This is a genomic window from Pseudomonas sp. FSL W5-0299, from assembly GCF_005930655.1.
GTDB classification, from domain to species: Bacteria; Pseudomonadota; Gammaproteobacteria; order Pseudomonadales; family Pseudomonadaceae; genus Aquipseudomonas; species Aquipseudomonas mandelii.
Window position 1 is genome coordinate 748,426 of record NZ_RXHX01000001.1, and the last position, 17,368, is coordinate 765,793.

Sequence of the window (17,368 nt, forward strand, 5' to 3'; positions counted from 1 at the left end):
GGTGCTTGTGGCCGGTTGCTGCGAGCCGTTATCGGATGACTCGCAATGGATTTCGAGAAGCTGATTGTCTGGCAGAGAAGTAAGTGTTTGGCGGTAAGGATCTACAGGGAGTTTGCGAGATGTGGGGATTTTGGCTTCAAGGATCAAATTACCCGCTCCGCACTATCGGTGCCTTCCAATATTGCTGAAGGGATGGAGCGTTGTGGTGCCAAGGAAAAAGTACATTTTCTTTGGGTGGCAAAAGCCTCGTGTGGTGAGTTGCGCACTCAGATCCTCATCGGCCGTGATATTGCCTACATTACTGATCCTCTGGCTGACGATTGGATTAAAGAAACCCGCGAGCTTTCAAGAATGCTATGCGGCTTGATCAACAAAATTTCTGAGTAGCTGTACGCCGACAAGCTTGCCGCTTGAAGCTTACAGCTTGGAGCTCGAATGCAATGAGTCACGCATCTGATTTGATCAGCGAGGACATCCTCGCCTACCTGGGCCAGCACGAACGCAAGGAAATGCTGCGCTTTCTGACCTGTGGCAACGTCGACGACGGCAAGAGCACCCTGATCGGGCGCCTGCTGCACGACTCCAAGATGATCTACGAAGATCACCTGGAAGCCATCACCCGCGACTCGAAAAAAGTCGGCACCACCGGCGAAGACATCGACCTGGCGTTGCTGGTCGACGGCCTGCAGGCCGAGCGTGAGCAGGGCATCACCATCGATGTCGCCTACCGCTATTTCTCCACCGCCAAGCGTAAATTCATCATCGCCGACACCCCCGGCCATGAGCAGTACACCCGCAACATGGCCACCGGTGCGTCCACCTGTGACCTGGCGATCATCCTGGTCGACGCCCGCTACGGCGTGCAGACCCAGACCCGCCGCCACAGCTTCATCGCCTCGTTGCTGGGCATCAAGCACATCGTGGTCGCCATCAACAAGATGGACCTCAACGGCTTCGACGAAACCGTGTTCGAGTCGATCAAGGCCGATTACCTGAAGTTCGCCGAAGGCATCGCGTTCAAGCCGACCACCATGGCCTTCGTGCCGATGTCGGCATTGAAAGGCGACAACGTGGTGAACAAGTCCGAGCGCTCGCCGTGGTACACCGGCCAGTCGCTGATGGAGATTCTCGAGACCGTCGAGATCGCCAACGACCGCAACTACACCGACCTGCGTTTCCCGGTGCAGTACGTCAACCGTCCGAACCTGAACTTCCGTGGTTTCGCCGGCACTCTGGCCAGCGGCGTCGTGCACAAGGGCGACGAAGTCGTTGTGCTGCCGTCGGGTAAGAGCAGCCGCGTGAAATCCATCGTCACTTTCGAAGGTGAGCTGGAACACGCAGGTCCTGGTCAAGCGGTGACGCTGACCATGGAAGACGAGATCGACATCTCTCGCGGCGACTTGCTGGTGCACGCCGACAACCAGCCGCAAGTGACCGATGCTTTCGACGCCATGCTGGTGTGGATGGCCGAAGAGCCGATGCTGCCGGGCAAGAAATACGACATCAAGCGCGCCACGAGTTACGTGCCGGGTTCGATCACCAGCATCGTCAATCGTGTTGACGTGAACACCCTGGAAGAAGGTCCTGCCAGCTCGTTGAACCTGAACGAGATCGGTCGGGTCAAGGTCAGCCTCGACGCAGCCATCGCACTGGACGGTTACGCCAGCAACCGCACCACCGGTTCGTTCATCGTCATCGATCGCTTGACCAACGGCACCGTTGCCGCCGGCATGATCATCGCCCAGCCGTTGGCGCATGGCAGCAGCACGCACCACGGCAAACTGGCGCACGTGGCCACCGAAGAACGCGCCCAGCGTTTCGGTCAGCAACCGGCCACCGTGTTGTTCAGCGGCTTGTCGGGCGCGGGCAAAAGCACCTTGGCTTACGCGGTTGAACGCAAACTGTTCGACTTGGGTCGTGCGGTGTTTGTCCTTGATGGTCAGAACCTGCGTCACGACCTGAACAAAGGTCTGCCACAGGATCGCGCCGGGCGTACCGAAAACTGGCGTCGTGCCGCGCACGTTGCGCGTCAGTTCAACGAAGCCGGTCTGTTGACCCTGGCGGCCTTCGTGGCGCCGAGTGCAGAAGGTCGTGAGCAGGCCCGTGAACTGATCGGCAAGGAGCGTCTGCTGACGGTCTACGTCCAGGCCTCGCCGACGGTCTGCGCCGAGCGTGATCCGCAAGGCTTGTACGCGGCGGCGGGGGATAACATCCCGGGCGATTCCTTCCCGTATGACGTGCCGCTGGACGCCGACCTCATCGTCGACACCCAGTCGCTGTCGCTGGAAGAAAGCGTCAAGCAAGTGCTGGATCTGCTGCGTAAGCGTGGCGCGATCTAAGCGTTAGCCGTTAATAAAAAACCCGCCAATGAGTGATCATCGGCGGGTTTTTTTGTTTCTGTTCGGACGCCTTCGCGGCAAGCCTCGCTCCTAGGGGTTTGTGTCGCGTCATAGGTTGCGATCACCCCAAATCCGTAGGAGCGAGGCTTGCCCGCGAAGAGGCCGGCACAGGCGCCTGATTACTTCGCCGGATACTCCCGATGCATCTGCCCAAGCAACGCATCCTTGTCTTCCCACAACTGATTGATCCAGCCCTGAAACTGCAACCGATACTCCCCATCCTGGTCGTAGTTCTTGCCAATGAACTGCGGCGGAATCTTCAGTTCCTGAAAGTGCACCACCACATCCTTCACATTCCCGCACAGCAGATCCCAGTAACCGGGACGCCCGGCCGGGTAGTGAATGGTCACGTTGACGATCGACTCAAGCTGTTCACCCATCGCATCCAGCACAAACGCAATGCCGCCAGCCTTGGGCTTGAGCAGGTACTTGAACGGTGATTTCTGCTGCGCATGCTTGCCTTCAGTGAACCGGGTGCCTTCGACGAAATTGAAAATCCCCACCGGGTTATGGCGAAACTTGTCGCAGGTCTTGCGGGTGGTTTCCAGGTCTTTGCCTTTCTTCTCCGGGTGCTTTTCCAGGTAGGCCTTGGAATAGCGCTTCATGAACGGAAAACCGAGCGCCCACCAGGCCAGGCCAATCACCGGCACCCAGATCAGTTCCTGTTTGAGGAAGAATTTCAGCGGCTGGATGCGCCGGTTGAGCACGTACTGCAACACCATGATGTCCACCCAGCTCTGGTGGTTGCTGGTGATCAGGTACGAGTGCTTATAGTCCAGCCCTTGCAGGCCACTGAGGTGCCAGCGGGTGCGGCAGACCAGGTTCATCCAGGCCTTGTTGTTGCTGATCCAGGCTTCATGGGTGTGGCTCATCAACCAGAGCGAGAAGCGCTGGGTGAGGGCAAAGGGCAACACCTTGATGATCGCTACGCAGAACAGAAACGAGCACAGCAGAATGGTATTTAACGCCAGCAACAACGATGCAATCACGCCGCGCACGGCGGCAGGTAGAAAAGCCAGCATTTAAAGATCCAAAGGTCGGTTGGCAGCTTGAATCGCGGTCAGCGCGATGGTGTACACGATGTCATCGACTTGCGCGCCGCGCGGCAGGTCGTTCACGGGTTTGCGCAGGCCTTGCAGCATCGGCCCGAGGCTGACGCAATCGGCACTGCGCTGCACAGCTTTGTGCGTGGTGTTGCCTGTGTTCAGGTCGGGGAACACGAACACCGTGGCGCGCCCGGCGACCTGGCTGTTCGGCGCCAGTTGCCGGGCCACGGTTTCGTTGGCGGCGGCGTCGTATTGCAACGGGCCGTCGATCAGCAGCGAATTCTGTTGTTCGTGGGCGAGCAGCGTCGCTTCGCGAACCTTTTCGACTTCTTCGCCGCTGGCCGATTCACCGCTGGAGTAGCTGATCATCGCCACGCGCGGGGTGATGCCGAATGCGGCTGCCGAGTCGGCGCTTTGCAGGGCGATCTCGGCCAGTTCGCTGGCGCTCGGGTGCGGGTTCATCACGCAGTCGCCGTAGACCAGCACTTCTTCGGGAAACAGCATGAAGAACACCGACGACACTAGCGTGCAGCCCGGCGCCGTCTTGATCAGCTGCAGGGCCGGGCGGATGGTGTTGGCGGTGGAGTGGATGACCCCGGAGACAAGACCGTCGACTTCATCCAGCGCCAGCATCATGGTGCCGATCACCACGGTGTCTTCCAGTTGTTGCTCGGCCATCGGTGCGTTGAGGCTTTTGCTTTTGCGCAGCGCAACCATCGGTTCGACGTAACGCTCGCGAATCAGGTCCGGGTCGAGAATCTCCAGACCCGGCGGCAGCTCGATGCCCTGGGCGCGGGCCACGGCTTCGACGTCTTCCGGTTTCGCCAGCAGCACGCAACGGGCGATGCCGCGCGCCTGACAGATCGCCGCCGCTTGCACGGTCAGCGGCTCGCTGCCTTCGGGCAGGACGATGCGCTTGTTGGCGGCCTGGGCACGCTGGATCAGTTGATAACGGAACACCGCGGGCGACAGGCGCATTTCACGCGGAGTGCCGCAACGCTGGTGCAGCCAGTTGGCATCCAGATGACTGGCAACGAAGTCGGTGATGATCTCCGCACGCTCGCGGTCGTCGATCGGGATTTCCTTGTTCAGACCGTTCAACTGGTTGGCGGTGTCGTAGGAGCCGGTGCTCACCGACAACACCGGCAAGCCCGCCTGCAATGCGCCACGGCACAGGTCCATGATGCGCGGATCGGGCAGGGTGTCGCTGGTCAGCAACAGGCCGGCCAACGGCACGCCATTCATGGCGGCGAGGCTGACGGCGAGGATGATGTCGTCGCGATCGCCGGGGGTCACCACCAGCACGCCGGGCTTGAGCAGCTCCACAGTGTTGCGCATGGTGCGGGCGCAGATGATGATTTTGGTCATGCGCCGGGTTTCGTAATCGCCGGCATTGAGAATCTGCGCGCCCATCAGGTCGGCGACGTCGCGGGTGCGCGGCGCGTTCAATTCCGGCTGGAAAGGAATGCAGCCGAGCAGGCGAAAATCACCGCTGCGCAGCAACGGCGAATGTTCCTTCAAGCGCGAAGCGAACGCCTCCATGCTTTCGTCGGTCTTGACCTTGTTGAGGATCACGCCGAGGACTTTCGGATCTTTGGGGCCTCCGAACAATTGCGCCTGCAATTCCACGCGGCCAGACAGTTCGGTCAGCACTTCGTTTTCCGGTGCCGAGACCAGGATCACTTCGGCGTCGAGGCTTTTTGCCAAGTGCAGATTCACCCGCGCGGCGTAACTGGCGCTGCGGGTCGGGACCATGCCTTCGACGATCAGCACGTCCTTGCCGACGGCCGCTTGCTGATAAAGGGTGATGATTTCTTCGAGCAGCTCATCCAGCTGACCGTCGCCAAGCATACGCTCGACGTGAGCCAGACCGAGTGGCTGCGGCGGTTTCAAGCCGTGGGTGCGCGCCACCAGTTCGGTGGAGCGTTCCGGGCCGGTGTCACCCGGATGCGGCTGGGCGATCGGTTTGAAAAAGCCGACTTTGAGGCCGGCGCGCTCAAGGGTGCGCACCAGCCCGAGGCTGATGGAGGTCAGTCCCACACCAAAATCGGTGGGTGCGATAAAAAAAGTTTGCATGCGGATTCTCTAAGGGTGCATGGCAATGGCGATCATCTATAGCTGACGATCTACCGAAATTCAGTCGCCAAGGTTATCGCTAACCGAGGCTTGTGCGCACCAACCGCAATCAAAGGGCTGGCCTATTTTTTCAATACGTTGCGCGGGGTCCAGGACCCAGGCGCGAGATTGCCACGGCGGCTGGTGGCGCAGGTGCTGGGTGTGACCGCAGGAAAGCTCGGCCACCCAGTGCCCGCCCTCATCTTGATGGAAGCCTGTGACCGTCGAGCCTTTCGCCGTCATCCGTCTGTCCGGGTTGTGTTCGCTTTCGGGCGATTGCTTCGCTAAACTTGGCCATTCTTCATTCTTATGCAAAAGGTCTCGCCCCATGCTGATCGCCGCCAATAAGGCTGTCTCCATCGACTATACCCTGACCAACGACGCTGGTGAGGTCATCGACAGCTCCGCCGGCGGCGCGCCGCTGGTCTACCTGCAAGGCGCAGGTAACATCATCCCGGGCCTGGAAAAGGCACTGGAAGGCAAAGCAGTCGGCGACGAGCTGACCGTAGCCGTTGAACCTGAAGATGCCTACGGCGAATATGCTGCCGAACTGGTCAGCACCCTGAGCCGCAGCATGTTCGAAGGCGTCGACGAACTGGAAGTGGGCATGCAGTTCCACGCTTCCGCGCCGGACGGCCAGATGCAGATCGTTACCATCCGCGATCTGGACGGCGACGATGTCACCGTCGACGGCAACCACCCGTTGGCCGGTCAGCGCCTGAATTTCCAGGTCAAGATCATTGCCATCCGTGACGCCAGCCAGGAAGAAGTCGCTCATGGTCACGTCCATGGCGAAGGTGGCCATCACCACTGATTTTCTGCGCTAAGCTCAGAGAACTGGAGAGGCGCCCGAGGGGCGCCTTTTTAGTCCGCGGCTGTCCCTGGCGACATCGCCAAGTGGCTGTTTCGAGTAGAACACGGGAATCTGGAGTTCGTCATGAGTGCTTTTCACGACCTTAAATTGACAGCCCTGGATGGACAGGAGCTACCGCTGGCACCCCTCAAGGGGCACGTCGTGCTTGTGGTCAACGTCGCTTCCAAATGTGGCTTGACCCCACAATACGCGGCGCTGGAAAACCTCTACCAGCAATACAAGGACAAAGGCTTCAGCGTGCTGGGCCTGCCGTGCAACCAGTTTGCCGGGCAGGAACCGGGTACCGAGCAAGAGATCCAGGAATTCTGCAGCCTCAACTATGGCGTGACCTTTCCTTTGTCCAGCAAGCTGGAAGTCAACGGTCATGATCGTCATCAGCTGTACCGTTTGCTCGCGGGCGAGGGTGCGGAGTTTCCGGGGGACATCACCTGGAACTTCGAAAAATTCCTGCTGGGCAAGGACGGCCGAGTGCTGGCGCGGTTCTCGCCGCGCACAGCGCCGGATGATCCGACGGTCATCCATGCGATTGAAAAAGCGCTGAGCTAAATACAGAAACATCAAAAGATCGCAGTCTTCGGCAGCCTTACGGGTGTTTACCTTCCCCTGTAGGAGCTGTCGGAGGCTGCGATCTTTTGCTTTTGGATCTTAATCACCCAAATCAATAGTGCTGTTCAAGGCTTGCGGCTCTCCATATTATCGCCGTCATAAAGTCATTTACCCCGTGGAGCGTCCCATGCCCGTCAAAGCCCTGTTCAAACCGTTCCACCTCGGCAGCCTCGAACTGCCGACCCGCGTCGTCATGGCACCGATGACCCGCTCCTTCTCCCCGGGCGGCGTACCCAATTCCAAAGTGATCGAATACTACCGTCGTCGCGCCGCTGCCGGCGTCGGCCTGATCGTCACCGAAGGCACCACCGTCGGGCACAAGGCCTCCAACGGCTACCCGAACGTGCCGCATTTCTACGGTGAGGCCGCGCTGGCCGGCTGGAAGAAAGTGGTCGACGCAGTCCACGCCGAGGGCGGCAAGATCGTTCCGCAGTTATGGCATGTGGGCAGCGTGCGCCGCATCGGCACCGAGCCGGATGCCAGCGTGCCGGGTTACGGTCCGTCGGAGAAATTGAAGGACGGTCAGGTCGTGGTTCACGGCATGACTAAACAAGATATCCAGGACGTGATCGCCGCGTTCGCCCAAGCCGCTAAAGACGCCCAAAGCATTGGCATGGACGGCGTGGAAATCCACGGCGCCCACGGTTACCTCGTGGACCAGTTTTTCTGGGAAGGCAGCAACCAACGCACCGACGAATACGGCGGCAGCCTGGCCAACCGTTCGCGTTTTGCCATCGAATTGATTCAGGCTGTGCGTGCAGCCGTCGGCGAAGGCTTCCCGATCATCTTCCGTTTCTCGCAGTGGAAGCAGCAGGATTACACCGCGCGCCTGGTGCAAACACCGGAGGCGCTGGGGGAATTCCTCAAGCCGCTGTCCGACGCCGGCGTGGACATTTTCCACTGCTCGACGCGTCGGTTCTGGGAGCCGGAGTTCGACGGTTCCGAGCTGAACCTGGCCGGCTGGACCCGCAAGCTCACAGGCAAGCCGACCATCACAGTGGGCAGCGTTGGCCTGGATGGCGAGTTCCTGCAGTTCATGGTCAACACTGACAAGATCGCGCAGCCGGCCAGCCTGGAAAAACTGCTGGAGCGCTTGAACAACGACGAGTTCGATCTGGTGGCGGTAGGGCGTGCGCTGCTGGTCGACCCGGACTGGGCGCAGAAAGTGCGTGATGGTCGTGAGGAAGACATCCTGCCGTTCAGCCGTGAGGCGTTGATGACCCTGGTTTAAGCCGCGACTGGAAGGGCCTCTTCGCGAGCGGCTCGCTCCCACAGGTTTTGTGAATGACGCAGAACCTTTGTGGGAGCGAGCCTGCTCGCGAAGACGGATTCAATGTCACCCACCAGTCAGGATAAGGTCTGTGCCTCAGGCACCGCCAACTCCCCCACACAAGCCCCCCGCAACTGCCCCTCGAACTGCTCGATAATCGCCGCCCAACCCTGCCGGCTCGCATGCTGGCGCGCATTGAGCCGCACGCAACGCAAGGTTTCGCGCTCCTCCAGCAACCACGTCGCAGCATCGCAGAACGCCTCTTCGTCCCCCGGCATCGCCAATACGCCGTTGTAGCCATGGCGAATGTGTTGAGCCGCAGCCGCCTGATCGTAGGCCACCACCCCCAATCCCGACGCTAATGCTTCAAGCACCACATTGCCGAAGGTTTCGGTCAGGCTCGGAAACAGAAATACGTCCGCTGACGCATAGTGACTGGCCAACGCTTCGCCTCGTTGTGAGCCGCAGAAAATCGCGTCAGGCAGTTCCTTCTCCAAAAAACCTCGCTGCGGCCCGTCGCCGACCACGATCAATTTCAGTTTGCGCTGTGGATAAGTGGCCTTCAGGCCGTCAAAACAGCGCTTGAGCAAGCCGAGGTTTTTCTCCTGCGCCAGGCGTCCGACGTGGATGACCGCGATGTCTTTCTCGGCGAGTCCCCACTGTTCGCGTAAAGATTGCAGGCGTTTGACCGGATGAAACAATTGGCTGTCGACCCCTCGGGACAACAACGCCAGACGTTCGAAATGACGCCGTTCCAGTTCCAGTCGCTGGCTGATGCTGGGCACCAGAGTCAACGTCGAACGGTTGTGAAACCATCGCAGGTAATGAGTCAGCAAGCGCGACAGCAGGCCGAGCCCGTATTGATTGGAGTACTGCTGGAAATTGGTGTGAAAGCCGCTGACCACTGAAATCCCCAAACGCCGCGCCGCTCGCAACGCCGACAATCCCAGCGGCCCTTCCGTGGCGATGTAGAGCACGTCCGGACGATGACGTTTCCAGCGCCGCAGCAGCTTGTGCATCGACGACTGACCCCATTGCAAACCCGGATAGCCCGGCAATGGCCAGCCGCGACACAGCAGCAACTCATCGCTGCTGGCCGCCAGAAGATCGCAGCCCTGACGCGGCCGCACCAGTTCGACCTGATGCCCGCGCGCGCGCAAGCCATCGCACAAGCGGCCGAGGGTATTGGCCACGCCGTTGATTTCCGGTGGGAAGGTTTCGGTGATGAGGGTGATATGCAGAGCTGTCGTCATGACCCCAGTGTCGGCTGGGGGCATGTCGTCATTGTGGCGTTTCGATGATGGATTTGTGACGGTGTCAGCGTTGGGTCACCAGATTCTCTGCGCCGCGCTCACGCACCCAGAACAGCGTCGCACCGGCCACAGCCGCCGGCATCATCAGGATGTTGACCACCGGAATCAGCAACACCAGGTACACGATCCCGCCAAAACTCATGCTCTGCCAGCGCTTCTCGCGCAGCCAGGCGAGCATTTCGTTCCAGCCCAGTTTGTGGTTGTCCGCCGGGTAGTCGATGTACTGGATCGCCATCATCCACACCCCGAACAGCAGCCACAACGGCGCGGCGATGATGTTGACCACGGGGATGAACGAGAGAATGAACAACCCGATTGCCCGCGGCAGGAAGTAGCCGAGTTTGCGCATTTCCCGGGACAGGGTACGAGGGATCATGGCGACCAGTTCACCCCAACTGAACGCCGGGAAGTCATCGGTGCCACGCACCACCACTTCGACCTTCTCCGCCAGGAAGCCGTTGAACGGCGCGGCGATGACGTTGGCGAGCATGGTGAAGGTGAAAAACACCATCAGAACCACCAGCACGACAAAAATCGGCCAGAGGACGTAACTGAGAAAACTCAGCCAGTCGGGCAGGGACGGCATCAGCGTATCGACCCACAGGCTGAATTGATGGCTGGCCAGGTAGATCAATCCGACGAACAGCACGAGGTTGATCACCAAGGGCAACAATACGAACAAACGCAGGCTGGGGCTCAAGACCAGCTTGAGGCCTTCGCGCAGGTATTGCGGGCCGGACAGAACGGGGGCGGGCATAACGTGCTCCGAGCAAAGGGTAAACGCGCCGACCTTACCGGCTTTGCCTGACAGGCGAAAGCGCGGCAGCGACATCGACATTAACTGTAACAAAGGCGCCTATAAATCCATCGTGACCGGATAGAGACCGCCTATGAGCTGGATTGTTAAACCGTATTTCCTTAATCTTCGCCCCCTCGATACGCTGCACCCATTCTTTTTACAGGACTGTCGAACCCGAGCCTTCCCCAAGGCTTTCAACAGTCCTTTTTTATTCCCGCCGGCAACCCGGCGTTCCGCGCCAGGTGTTCCGGGCCGGTCAACAGGAGCAGGTCATGTCTGAAGTCCGTCATTCGCGAGTGATTATTCTCGGTTCCGGCCCTGCCGGTTACAGTGCTGCGGTCTATGCCGCCCGTGCCAATCTCAAGCCACTGCTGATCACCGGCATGCAGGCCGGCGGTCAATTGACCACCACCACCGAAGTCGACAACTGGCCGGGCGACGTCCACGGCCTGACCGGCCCGGCGCTGATGGACCGCATGAAAGAGCACGCCGAGCGTTTTGAAACCGAGATCGTTTTCGATCACATCAATGCCGTGGACTTCGCTGCCAAGCCGTACACCCTGATCGGCGACAGCGCGACTTACACCTGCGACGCCCTGATCATCGCCACCGGCGCCAGCGCCCGTTACCTCGGCCTGCCTTCGGAAGAAGCGTTCATGGGCAAAGGCGTATCGGCCTGCGCAACTTGCGACGGTTTCTTCTACCGCAACAAGCCAGTGGCTGTGGTCGGCGGTGGCAACACCGCTGTTGAAGAAGCGCTGTACCTGGCCAACATCGCCAGCACCGTGACCCTGGTCCACCGTCGCGAAACTTTCCGCGCCGAGAAGATCCTGATCGACAAACTCAATGCCCGCGTTGCCGAAGGCAAGATCATCCTGAAGCTGAACGCGAACCTGGACGAAGTCCTGGGCGACAACATGGGCGTCACCGGTGCTCGCCTGAAGAACAACGACGGCAGCTTCGACGAGCTGAAAGTCGACGGCGTGTTCATCGCCATCGGCCACACCCCGAACACTTCGCTGTTCGAAGGCCAGCTGACGTTGAAAGACGGCTACATGGTTGTGCAGGGCGGCCGCGACGGCAACGCAACGGCCACCAGCGTCGAAGGCATCTTCGCTGCCGGTGACGTGGCTGACCACGTTTACCGTCAGGCCATCACCTCGGCCGGCGCCGGTTGCATGGCGGCACTGGATGCCGAGCGTTACCTCGATGATCTGCAGAACGCCAAGTTCTGAAATCGTTGAAATGAAAAAACCGGCTTCGGCCGGTTTTTTTGTGCCCACAGCAAAAGCGTTCACCAGACCCCTGCAGGAGCGAGGATTGTGTTGGTCAACCGCGAAACCGTTCCTGGACGAAGTCCATGACCTTCAGCGATTGATAGATCGCATTGGCGGCAACGCGCCCGAACGGCCCACCGTTCCAGTCCAGCAAGTACGGCTTGAACAGTTCATGCCGAGCAGTTTCCCCGCACACCGCTTCAGCAATCACCCTGCCGCCAATCGAACCGGTATTCAGTCCATGACCGCCAAATGAAGTGCACGCCCAGACACCTGGTTCCAGCCACCCCAGGTTGGGCATTTTGTTGGTGGAATACCCCATCAGACCGGACCAGGCCAATTCGATCCTGACCGGCGCCAGTTGCGGATACACCGACACCATGTCGGCCTTGAGCATGGCCGCCAGGGCTTTTTCATTCTGTTCGTGACGGGTCGTGATACGTCCGCCCCACAACAGGCGATCGCCTTCGACAATGCGGTAATAGTCCGAGGCGCGACGGTCATCGGAAAACGCGGCGCCTGACTCGAGAACGCTTTTGATCGAATCGCCCAGGTGTTCGGTCAGCACCACGTAGGTGGCAATCGGCAGGTAGGCGCGGCTGAGCTTTTGCAGCTCCGGCCCGCCGTAACCGCCGGCGCAGAACACCAGGTCCTGACAGCGCACGCTACCGTGAGCGGTCTGGACAATCTTGTCGGCCCCTTCGCGACGCCAGGTGAGCATTTTGGAGTGTTCGAAAATGCGACTGCCCGTCGCTTCAATGGCAAGGGCCAGGCCCAGGCAATAATTCAACGGGTGGAAATGCAGGGCGTTCGGGTCCTCCACACCCTGGAAATAACGTTGGGTGTGCGCCCGTTCGCGGACCTGGGCGGTGTCGAGGAAGTTGAGTTCGTAAGCGAAGTCGCGGCGCATTGTGTCGATGTGGTTTTTCACGCTGGCGCTGTCGTCGTAGCGCTTGACCCGGATTGTGCCGGCGGACGGATTGCAGCCGGTGAGGGCCAGTTCGGCGATGTTGCGGCGGACAAGCTCTACCCCTTCAACCGACATCTGGAACAGCGTTCTGGCGTTTTCCAGTCCCAGTTTTTTGCGGATCGCTCCAGACCCTTCGGCCCAGCCCGGCGAGACCACGCCGCCATTGCGGCCGGAGGCTCCCCACGCGACCTGATGGGCTTCGAGGATGATCACACGCTTGCCGCGCCGGATCAGTTCGAGGGCGGCGGTGAGGCCGGCGATGCCGGCACCGATGATGCAGACGTCGCAGGTTTCGTCGGTGTTCAATTCGGGCCTGGCCGCACGGGGCAGCGAGGTTTGGGAATACCAGGTGTTGGGGAAGGACATGGTCGATCCTTGATAAGTTGCCGGACATTCAAGCGAGGGCTGGCCTTTGTGGGAGCGAGCCTGCTCGCGATGGCGGTCGAACATTCAACATTAACGCTGAATTTGATGGCCTCATCGCGAGCAGGCTCGCTCCCTCAGGGGAGGGCAGTGTTACTTGATGGTCGAGTAGTCGACGCCGTACCACTTGTCCGACAGTTTGGTCAGCGTGCCGTCCTTGTGCATTGCGCCGATGATTTCACTCAGTTTCGCCTTCAGCTCCGGGTCACCCTTGTCGGTGGCAACGGCCAACGGTTCATAGAACACCACGCCGTTGTCGACAGCGCGTAATGGGTAACCCTTCTTGACGGCCGCATCCAGCGTGCTGCGTTGGGTGAGGATGGCGTCCAGTCGAGCACCGTCGCCCAGGCGCAGATCGTCCAGCGGTCCGACGGAGCCGGCGTAGGTCTTCATTTTTTCGGTTTTAACGTCGTAGACGACGGGTGGCACGTCAGTGGTTTCGATGGCCAGTGCCTGGCTGAAATAGTCCTCGGACGTCGTGCCGCCCTCGACGCCGATGGTTTTGCCATTCAACGCCTTGTGGTCGGTGACCGTGGATTTGTTGTGCACCGCAAACACGTAGGGCACGTAGTAGTAGGTGCCGGGGAAGTCGAGAATCCGCGCACGGCTCTTGGTGGCGGTCATCGAGCCGACGGATACGTCCCAGCGGCCATTCCACTTGCCGGCGGTAATCACATCCCAGTCGGGCGTGATGAATTTGGCCTCGACGCCGAGACGCTTGGCGATCTCCTTGGACACGTCGATATCAAAACCGTCGATTTCATTCTTGTCGTTGATGAACCCCTGCGGGGGCCAGGTCGCCGAGGTGGCGACGGTCAACGTCTTGCTGCTTTCGATCTTGTCCAGGACGGCACCGGCGTTCGCGGCGCCGACGAACAACAGTGACAAGGCGGCAGCAAGGGTGATTGCGGGTTTTTTACTGAGCATGTCCATCTCCACTTTTCGTTATTGTTATGCGGGGGTAAAGCGCTTCTCAGTGCCCGATGATCTGCGACAGGAATTTCTGTGCGCGTTCGGTCTGCGGGTTTTTGAAAAACTCGGCCGGGGTGGCTTGTTCGATCACCTGGCCCTGATCCATGAACAGCACTCGGTCGGCGACCTTGCTGGCAAAGCCCATTTCGTGGGTCACGCAAATCATCGTCATGCCGTCGGTGGCCAGCTCGCCCATCACGTCCAGCACCTCGTGGACCATTTCCGGGTCCAGCGCCGAGGTTGGTTCATCGAACAGCATCACTTTGGGGTTCATGCACAGCGCCCTGGCAATGGCCACGCGCTGCTGCTGGCCGCCGGACAGTTGCGACGGATATTTGTGGGCATGCTCGGCAATCCGCACCCGCTCCAGATAGACCTGCGCGCGTTTTTTCGCCTCGGTGGCCGACACGCCTTGCACCAGCTGCGGGGCCAGAGTCAGGTTGTCGATCACGCTCAAGTGCGGGAACAGGTTGAAGCTTTGGAACACCATGCCGATTTCGCTGCGCACGGCGCTGACACTTTCTGCTTCACTGGTGAGCGTAATGCCGTTGACCTGAATGTGGCCCTTCTGGAAATTTTCCAGGTGGTTGATGCAGCGAATCATTGTCGATTTGCCCGAACCCGACGGGCCGCACACCACCAGGATTTCGCCAGTGGCGACGTTCAGGTCGACGTCACGCAGGGCGTGAAAGTTGCCGTACCACTTGTTCAGGCCGGTGATTGAAATCATCGAGGGACTGGTCTGCGCAGCAGGGGCCAGGTCGCGTTGTTGGGCGGTATCGGTACGAGTCATCACGCATCAACCCCTTGCCACGGATCGATTGACCCGTTTTTCGATTCGCGCCTGGACCCGTTCCAGAATGAACGACAGGGCCCAGTAAATCATCGCGGCAGTGATCAGCATTTCCAGGTGGCGGAAGTCTGCGCGCCCCTGGGTCTTGGCCAGGTACATCAGTTCCCAGACACCGATCACCGACACCAGCGAACTGTCCTTGAGCATGGCGATGAACTGGTTGCCGGTGGGTGGAATGATCACCCGCAAGGCCTGCGGCATGATGACCCGGCTCAGGGTCTTGAACGGGCTGATGTTCAGCGCCCGCGAGGCTTCCCACTGACCGACCGGAATGCTCTGGATGCCGGCCCGGAAAATCTCGGTCATGTAGGCGCCGTAACACAGGGACAGCGCGAGGATACCGGCAGGCACCGCATCGACCACGTAGCCCAGTTGCGGCAGACCCAGGTAAATCAGGTAGATCTGAATCAGCAACGGCACGCCGCGAAAGAACGAGGTGTAGAACGAGGCGAGGGCATTGGCCAGGCCGTTGTTCGACAGCTTGGCCACTGCGCCGACCAGCGCCAGCACAAAGGCCAGGACGATGGCCACTGCAGAGATGTACAAGGTGGTTGCAGCGCCCTGGATGATCAGGAAACCGATCTTGTCGAGGATGAAGCTGTAAGACAGGTCGAAGGTGTCGAAGAACGCCAGAAACAGGATCAGTAGTTCGATCCACACCACCGTAGTCTGCACTTTGAACTTCAGGCGCCCGAGGACGTGGAAGTTCAAGGTGCCCAGTACGGCAATGCCCAGCCCGATGGCGACGTTGCGTGCCGTCAGGCTGTCCGGGGCATTGCCCAGCAGCGGATGCAGAAAATGACTGAGGGCGCTGTTGCCCAGGTTCATCAGGTAGGCGCCGAGGAACAGCACCACGGCTACGCCGAGCAGGAAGTGAGGATCGTTAGACTTTTTCTTATAAATTATATTGTCGTGATACATGTCTGCCTCAGCTTGTCGGTGGTGATGTTCTCGCTAGGTAAAAGGGTCTTTGGTCAGTATTGCGACGTCGATTCCGGGACCACAAGCGAACTTAATTCGCTACGTCAGTCCCGGAACGCACTTCGCTGTCAGGGCAGTCTTGCCAGGCACGCCTCAAGGATATCCAGCCCTTCCTCCAGCACCGCCGACTCGGTGGTCAACGGCGCCAGTAGCCGAACGATGTGCCGTGATTTGCCGCTCGGCATCAACAGCAGACCCGCGTCACGCGCCAACGCCAGCAATTGTGTGAGCTGCGCCGAGGCGGGGGAGCCGTCGGCATGGGTCAACTCGATACCGCGCATCGCACCGACGCCGGTCAAACGACCCAGATACGGTGAAAGTTTGCTTGCGCGCCAGGACTCGTAACGGCTGACAATCGCTTCTTCCTGTTGCGACCCCCAGGCTTGCAGGTTGGCATCCGTCATTTCATCCAGCGTTGCCAATGCGGCGGCGCAGGCGATGGGGTTGCCGGAATAGGTGCCGCCCAGTCCACCTTTGGGCAAGGTGTCGAGCAGCGTCTTGCGCCCGACTACCGCGCCCAGTGGCACGCCGCCGGCGATGCTTTTGCCCAGCAGGATCAGGTCCGGCTCGATGCCCAGGCGCGAAAAGGCAAAGCGCTCGCCGGTGCGGCCAAAGCCGGACTGGATTTCATCGGCGATCAGCAGAATATTTTTTTCATCGCAGAACGTGCGCAGCGCCTGTGCGAACTCGACATCCATCGCCAGAAATCCCGCTTCACCTTGAACCGGTTCGACGATAAAACAGGCCACGTCATTGACGTCGATTTCGACGCTGAACAGTCGATCCATCGCCTTCAGCGCTTCGGCGCAGGTCACGCCGTTGTCCTTGCTTGGAAAGGGCAGGTGATACACAGGCCCCGGCAGCGCGCCGACTTTCTGTTTGTACGGTGCGACTTTGCCGTTGAGGTTGAGGGTGGCGAGCGTGCGGCCATGGAAGGCACCGTCGAAGGCAATGACGGCTGTGCGACCGGTCGAGCCACGGACGATCTTCAGGGCGTTTTCCGCCGCTTCTGCGCCGCTGTTGGTGAGCATGCCACTGACAGCGTAGTCCACCGGAATGAACGCCGTCAGGCGATCCATCAGTTCGATGTAGGGCATATGCGGTGCGGCGTTGAACGCGTAGTGCGTCAGCCGCGTGGCTTGTTCGCGAATGGCCTCGACGATGCGCGGATGGCAATGGCCGAGGTTCAGTACGCCGATGCCGCCGACGAAGTCGATGTAGCGTTTGCCATCGGTGTCCCAGACCTCGGCGTTTTTGCCGTGGCTGAGCGTGACGGGATGAACGACGTTGATCGACTGGCTGATGGTTTCGCTGCTCATGGATGACCGACTCTGAGGAAGGGATGCTTCTTTTTATCTAAGCCGTGAGCAGTGGGTGGGGGCAAACGAAATAAAGTGGACGGGTCAATCTTAAAAGTCGGGATGTGTGCGAATAAGAGATGGGCAGGCAAAGCGTAATCTGTGGCGAGGG

At 59.8% G+C, this 17,368-nt stretch carries 16 protein-coding genes; 6 read left to right on the top strand and 10 right to left on the bottom strand.

The window, feature by feature from the left end:
* Positions 1–45: 45 nt before the first annotated feature.
* Together FHL16_RS03525 and cysN are read left to right on the top strand one after the other, a co-directional pair.
* Positions 46–387, top strand: a complete 342-nt coding sequence (locus FHL16_RS03525; RefSeq protein WP_010463279.1) for a four helix bundle protein — start codon at positions 46–48, stop codon at positions 385–387.
* Between the two features lie 53 nt (positions 388–440).
* Positions 441–2,339, top strand: coding sequence for a sulfate adenylyltransferase subunit CysN (gene cysN, locus FHL16_RS03530; RefSeq protein WP_010463277.1), 1,899 nt, complete (start codon positions 441–443; stop codon positions 2,337–2,339).
* A 179-nt stretch (positions 2,340–2,518) separates the two neighbouring features.
* On the opposite strand, the gene FHL16_RS03535 is transcribed toward cysN, so the two are convergent.
* From FHL16_RS03535 to FHL16_RS03545, 3 genes are read right to left on the bottom strand one after another with little or no spacing between them, the layout of a single operon-like run.
* A complete protein-coding gene (locus FHL16_RS03535) occupies positions 2,519–3,421 on the bottom strand; it encodes an acyltransferase (RefSeq protein ID WP_077747431.1) in 903 nt (300 codons plus the stop codon).
* The gene (pta, locus tag FHL16_RS03540; protein WP_010463273.1) at positions 3,422–5,521 is read right to left on the bottom strand and encodes a phosphate acetyltransferase; all 2,100 of its coding nucleotides are present in this window, start codon (positions 5,519–5,521) and stop codon (positions 3,422–3,424) included.
* Between the two features lie 60 nt (positions 5,522–5,581).
* Positions 5,582–5,920 (bottom strand): DUF3565 domain-containing protein, encoded by a 339-nt coding sequence (locus FHL16_RS03545; RefSeq protein ID WP_077747432.1) that lies wholly within the window; start codon positions 5,918–5,920, stop codon positions 5,582–5,584.
* On the opposite strand from FHL16_RS03545, the gene FHL16_RS03550 reads away from it, so the two are divergent.
* The 3 genes from FHL16_RS03550 (at position 5,889) to FHL16_RS03560 (ending at position 8,271) form a co-directional block, all read left to right on the top strand.
* Entirely contained in the window at positions 5,889–6,374 is a 486-nt protein-coding gene (locus FHL16_RS03550) for an FKBP-type peptidyl-prolyl cis-trans isomerase (protein WP_010463269.1), read from the top strand. The genes FHL16_RS03545 and FHL16_RS03550 overlap by 32 nt on opposite strands.
* Before the next feature lie 123 nt (positions 6,375–6,497).
* A complete protein-coding gene (locus FHL16_RS03555; protein ID WP_010463268.1) occupies positions 6,498–6,980 on the top strand; it encodes a glutathione peroxidase in 483 nt (160 codons plus the stop codon).
* Between the two features lie 187 nt (positions 6,981–7,167).
* Positions 7,168–8,271 (top strand): NADH:flavin oxidoreductase, encoded by a 1,104-nt coding sequence (locus FHL16_RS03560; protein ID WP_077747433.1) that lies wholly within the window; start codon positions 7,168–7,170, stop codon positions 8,269–8,271.
* A 116-nt stretch (positions 8,272–8,387) separates the two neighbouring features.
* On the opposite strand, the gene FHL16_RS03565 is transcribed toward FHL16_RS03560, so the two are convergent.
* On the bottom strand, positions 8,388–9,587 hold the full coding sequence (locus FHL16_RS03565; RefSeq protein ID WP_077747434.1) for a glycosyltransferase family 4 protein: 1,200 nt from the start codon (positions 9,585–9,587) through the stop codon (positions 8,388–8,390).
* 40 nt (positions 9,588–9,627) lie between these two features.
* Positions 9,628–10,380 carry a sulfate transporter CysZ gene (gene cysZ, locus FHL16_RS03570; protein ID WP_010463261.1) on the bottom strand — a complete coding sequence of 251 codons (753 nt, stop codon included), beginning with the start codon at positions 10,378–10,380 and terminating at the stop codon, positions 9,628–9,630.
* A 314-nt stretch (positions 10,381–10,694) separates the two neighbouring features.
* On the opposite strand from cysZ, the gene trxB reads away from it, so the two are divergent.
* Positions 10,695–11,657 carry a thioredoxin-disulfide reductase gene (gene trxB / locus FHL16_RS03580; RefSeq protein WP_010463259.1) on the top strand — a complete coding sequence of 321 codons (963 nt, stop codon included), beginning with the start codon at positions 10,695–10,697 and terminating at the stop codon, positions 11,655–11,657.
* A 94-nt stretch (positions 11,658–11,751) separates the two neighbouring features.
* Here trxB and FHL16_RS03585 read toward each other — a convergent pair whose 3' ends face one another.
* The 5 genes from FHL16_RS03585 to FHL16_RS03605 all read right to left on the bottom strand — a co-directional run bounded on the left by FHL16_RS03585 (position 11,752) and on the right by FHL16_RS03605 (position 17,217).
* A complete protein-coding gene (locus FHL16_RS03585; RefSeq protein ID WP_077747435.1) occupies positions 11,752–13,035 on the bottom strand; it encodes an NAD(P)/FAD-dependent oxidoreductase in 1,284 nt (427 codons plus the stop codon).
* Positions 13,036–13,185: 150 nt separating this feature from the next.
* Positions 13,186–14,019, bottom strand: a complete 834-nt coding sequence (locus FHL16_RS03590; protein WP_077747458.1) for a transporter substrate-binding domain-containing protein — start codon at positions 14,017–14,019, stop codon at positions 13,186–13,188.
* A 46-nt stretch (positions 14,020–14,065) separates the two neighbouring features.
* A complete protein-coding gene (locus FHL16_RS03595) occupies positions 14,066–14,794 on the bottom strand; it encodes an amino acid ABC transporter ATP-binding protein (RefSeq protein WP_138739014.1) in 729 nt (242 codons plus the stop codon).
* 69 nt (positions 14,795–14,863) lie between these two features.
* Positions 14,864–15,838: an amino acid ABC transporter permease gene (locus tag FHL16_RS03600; protein ID WP_077747437.1), complete on the bottom strand. Its 975-nt coding sequence runs from the start codon at positions 15,836–15,838 to the stop codon at positions 14,864–14,866.
* A 128-nt stretch (positions 15,839–15,966) separates the two neighbouring features.
* On the bottom strand, positions 15,967–17,217 hold the full coding sequence (locus tag FHL16_RS03605) for a 2-aminoadipate transaminase (protein WP_077747438.1): 1,251 nt from the start codon (positions 17,215–17,217) through the stop codon (positions 15,967–15,969).
* Positions 17,218–17,368: the final 151 nt, after the last annotated feature.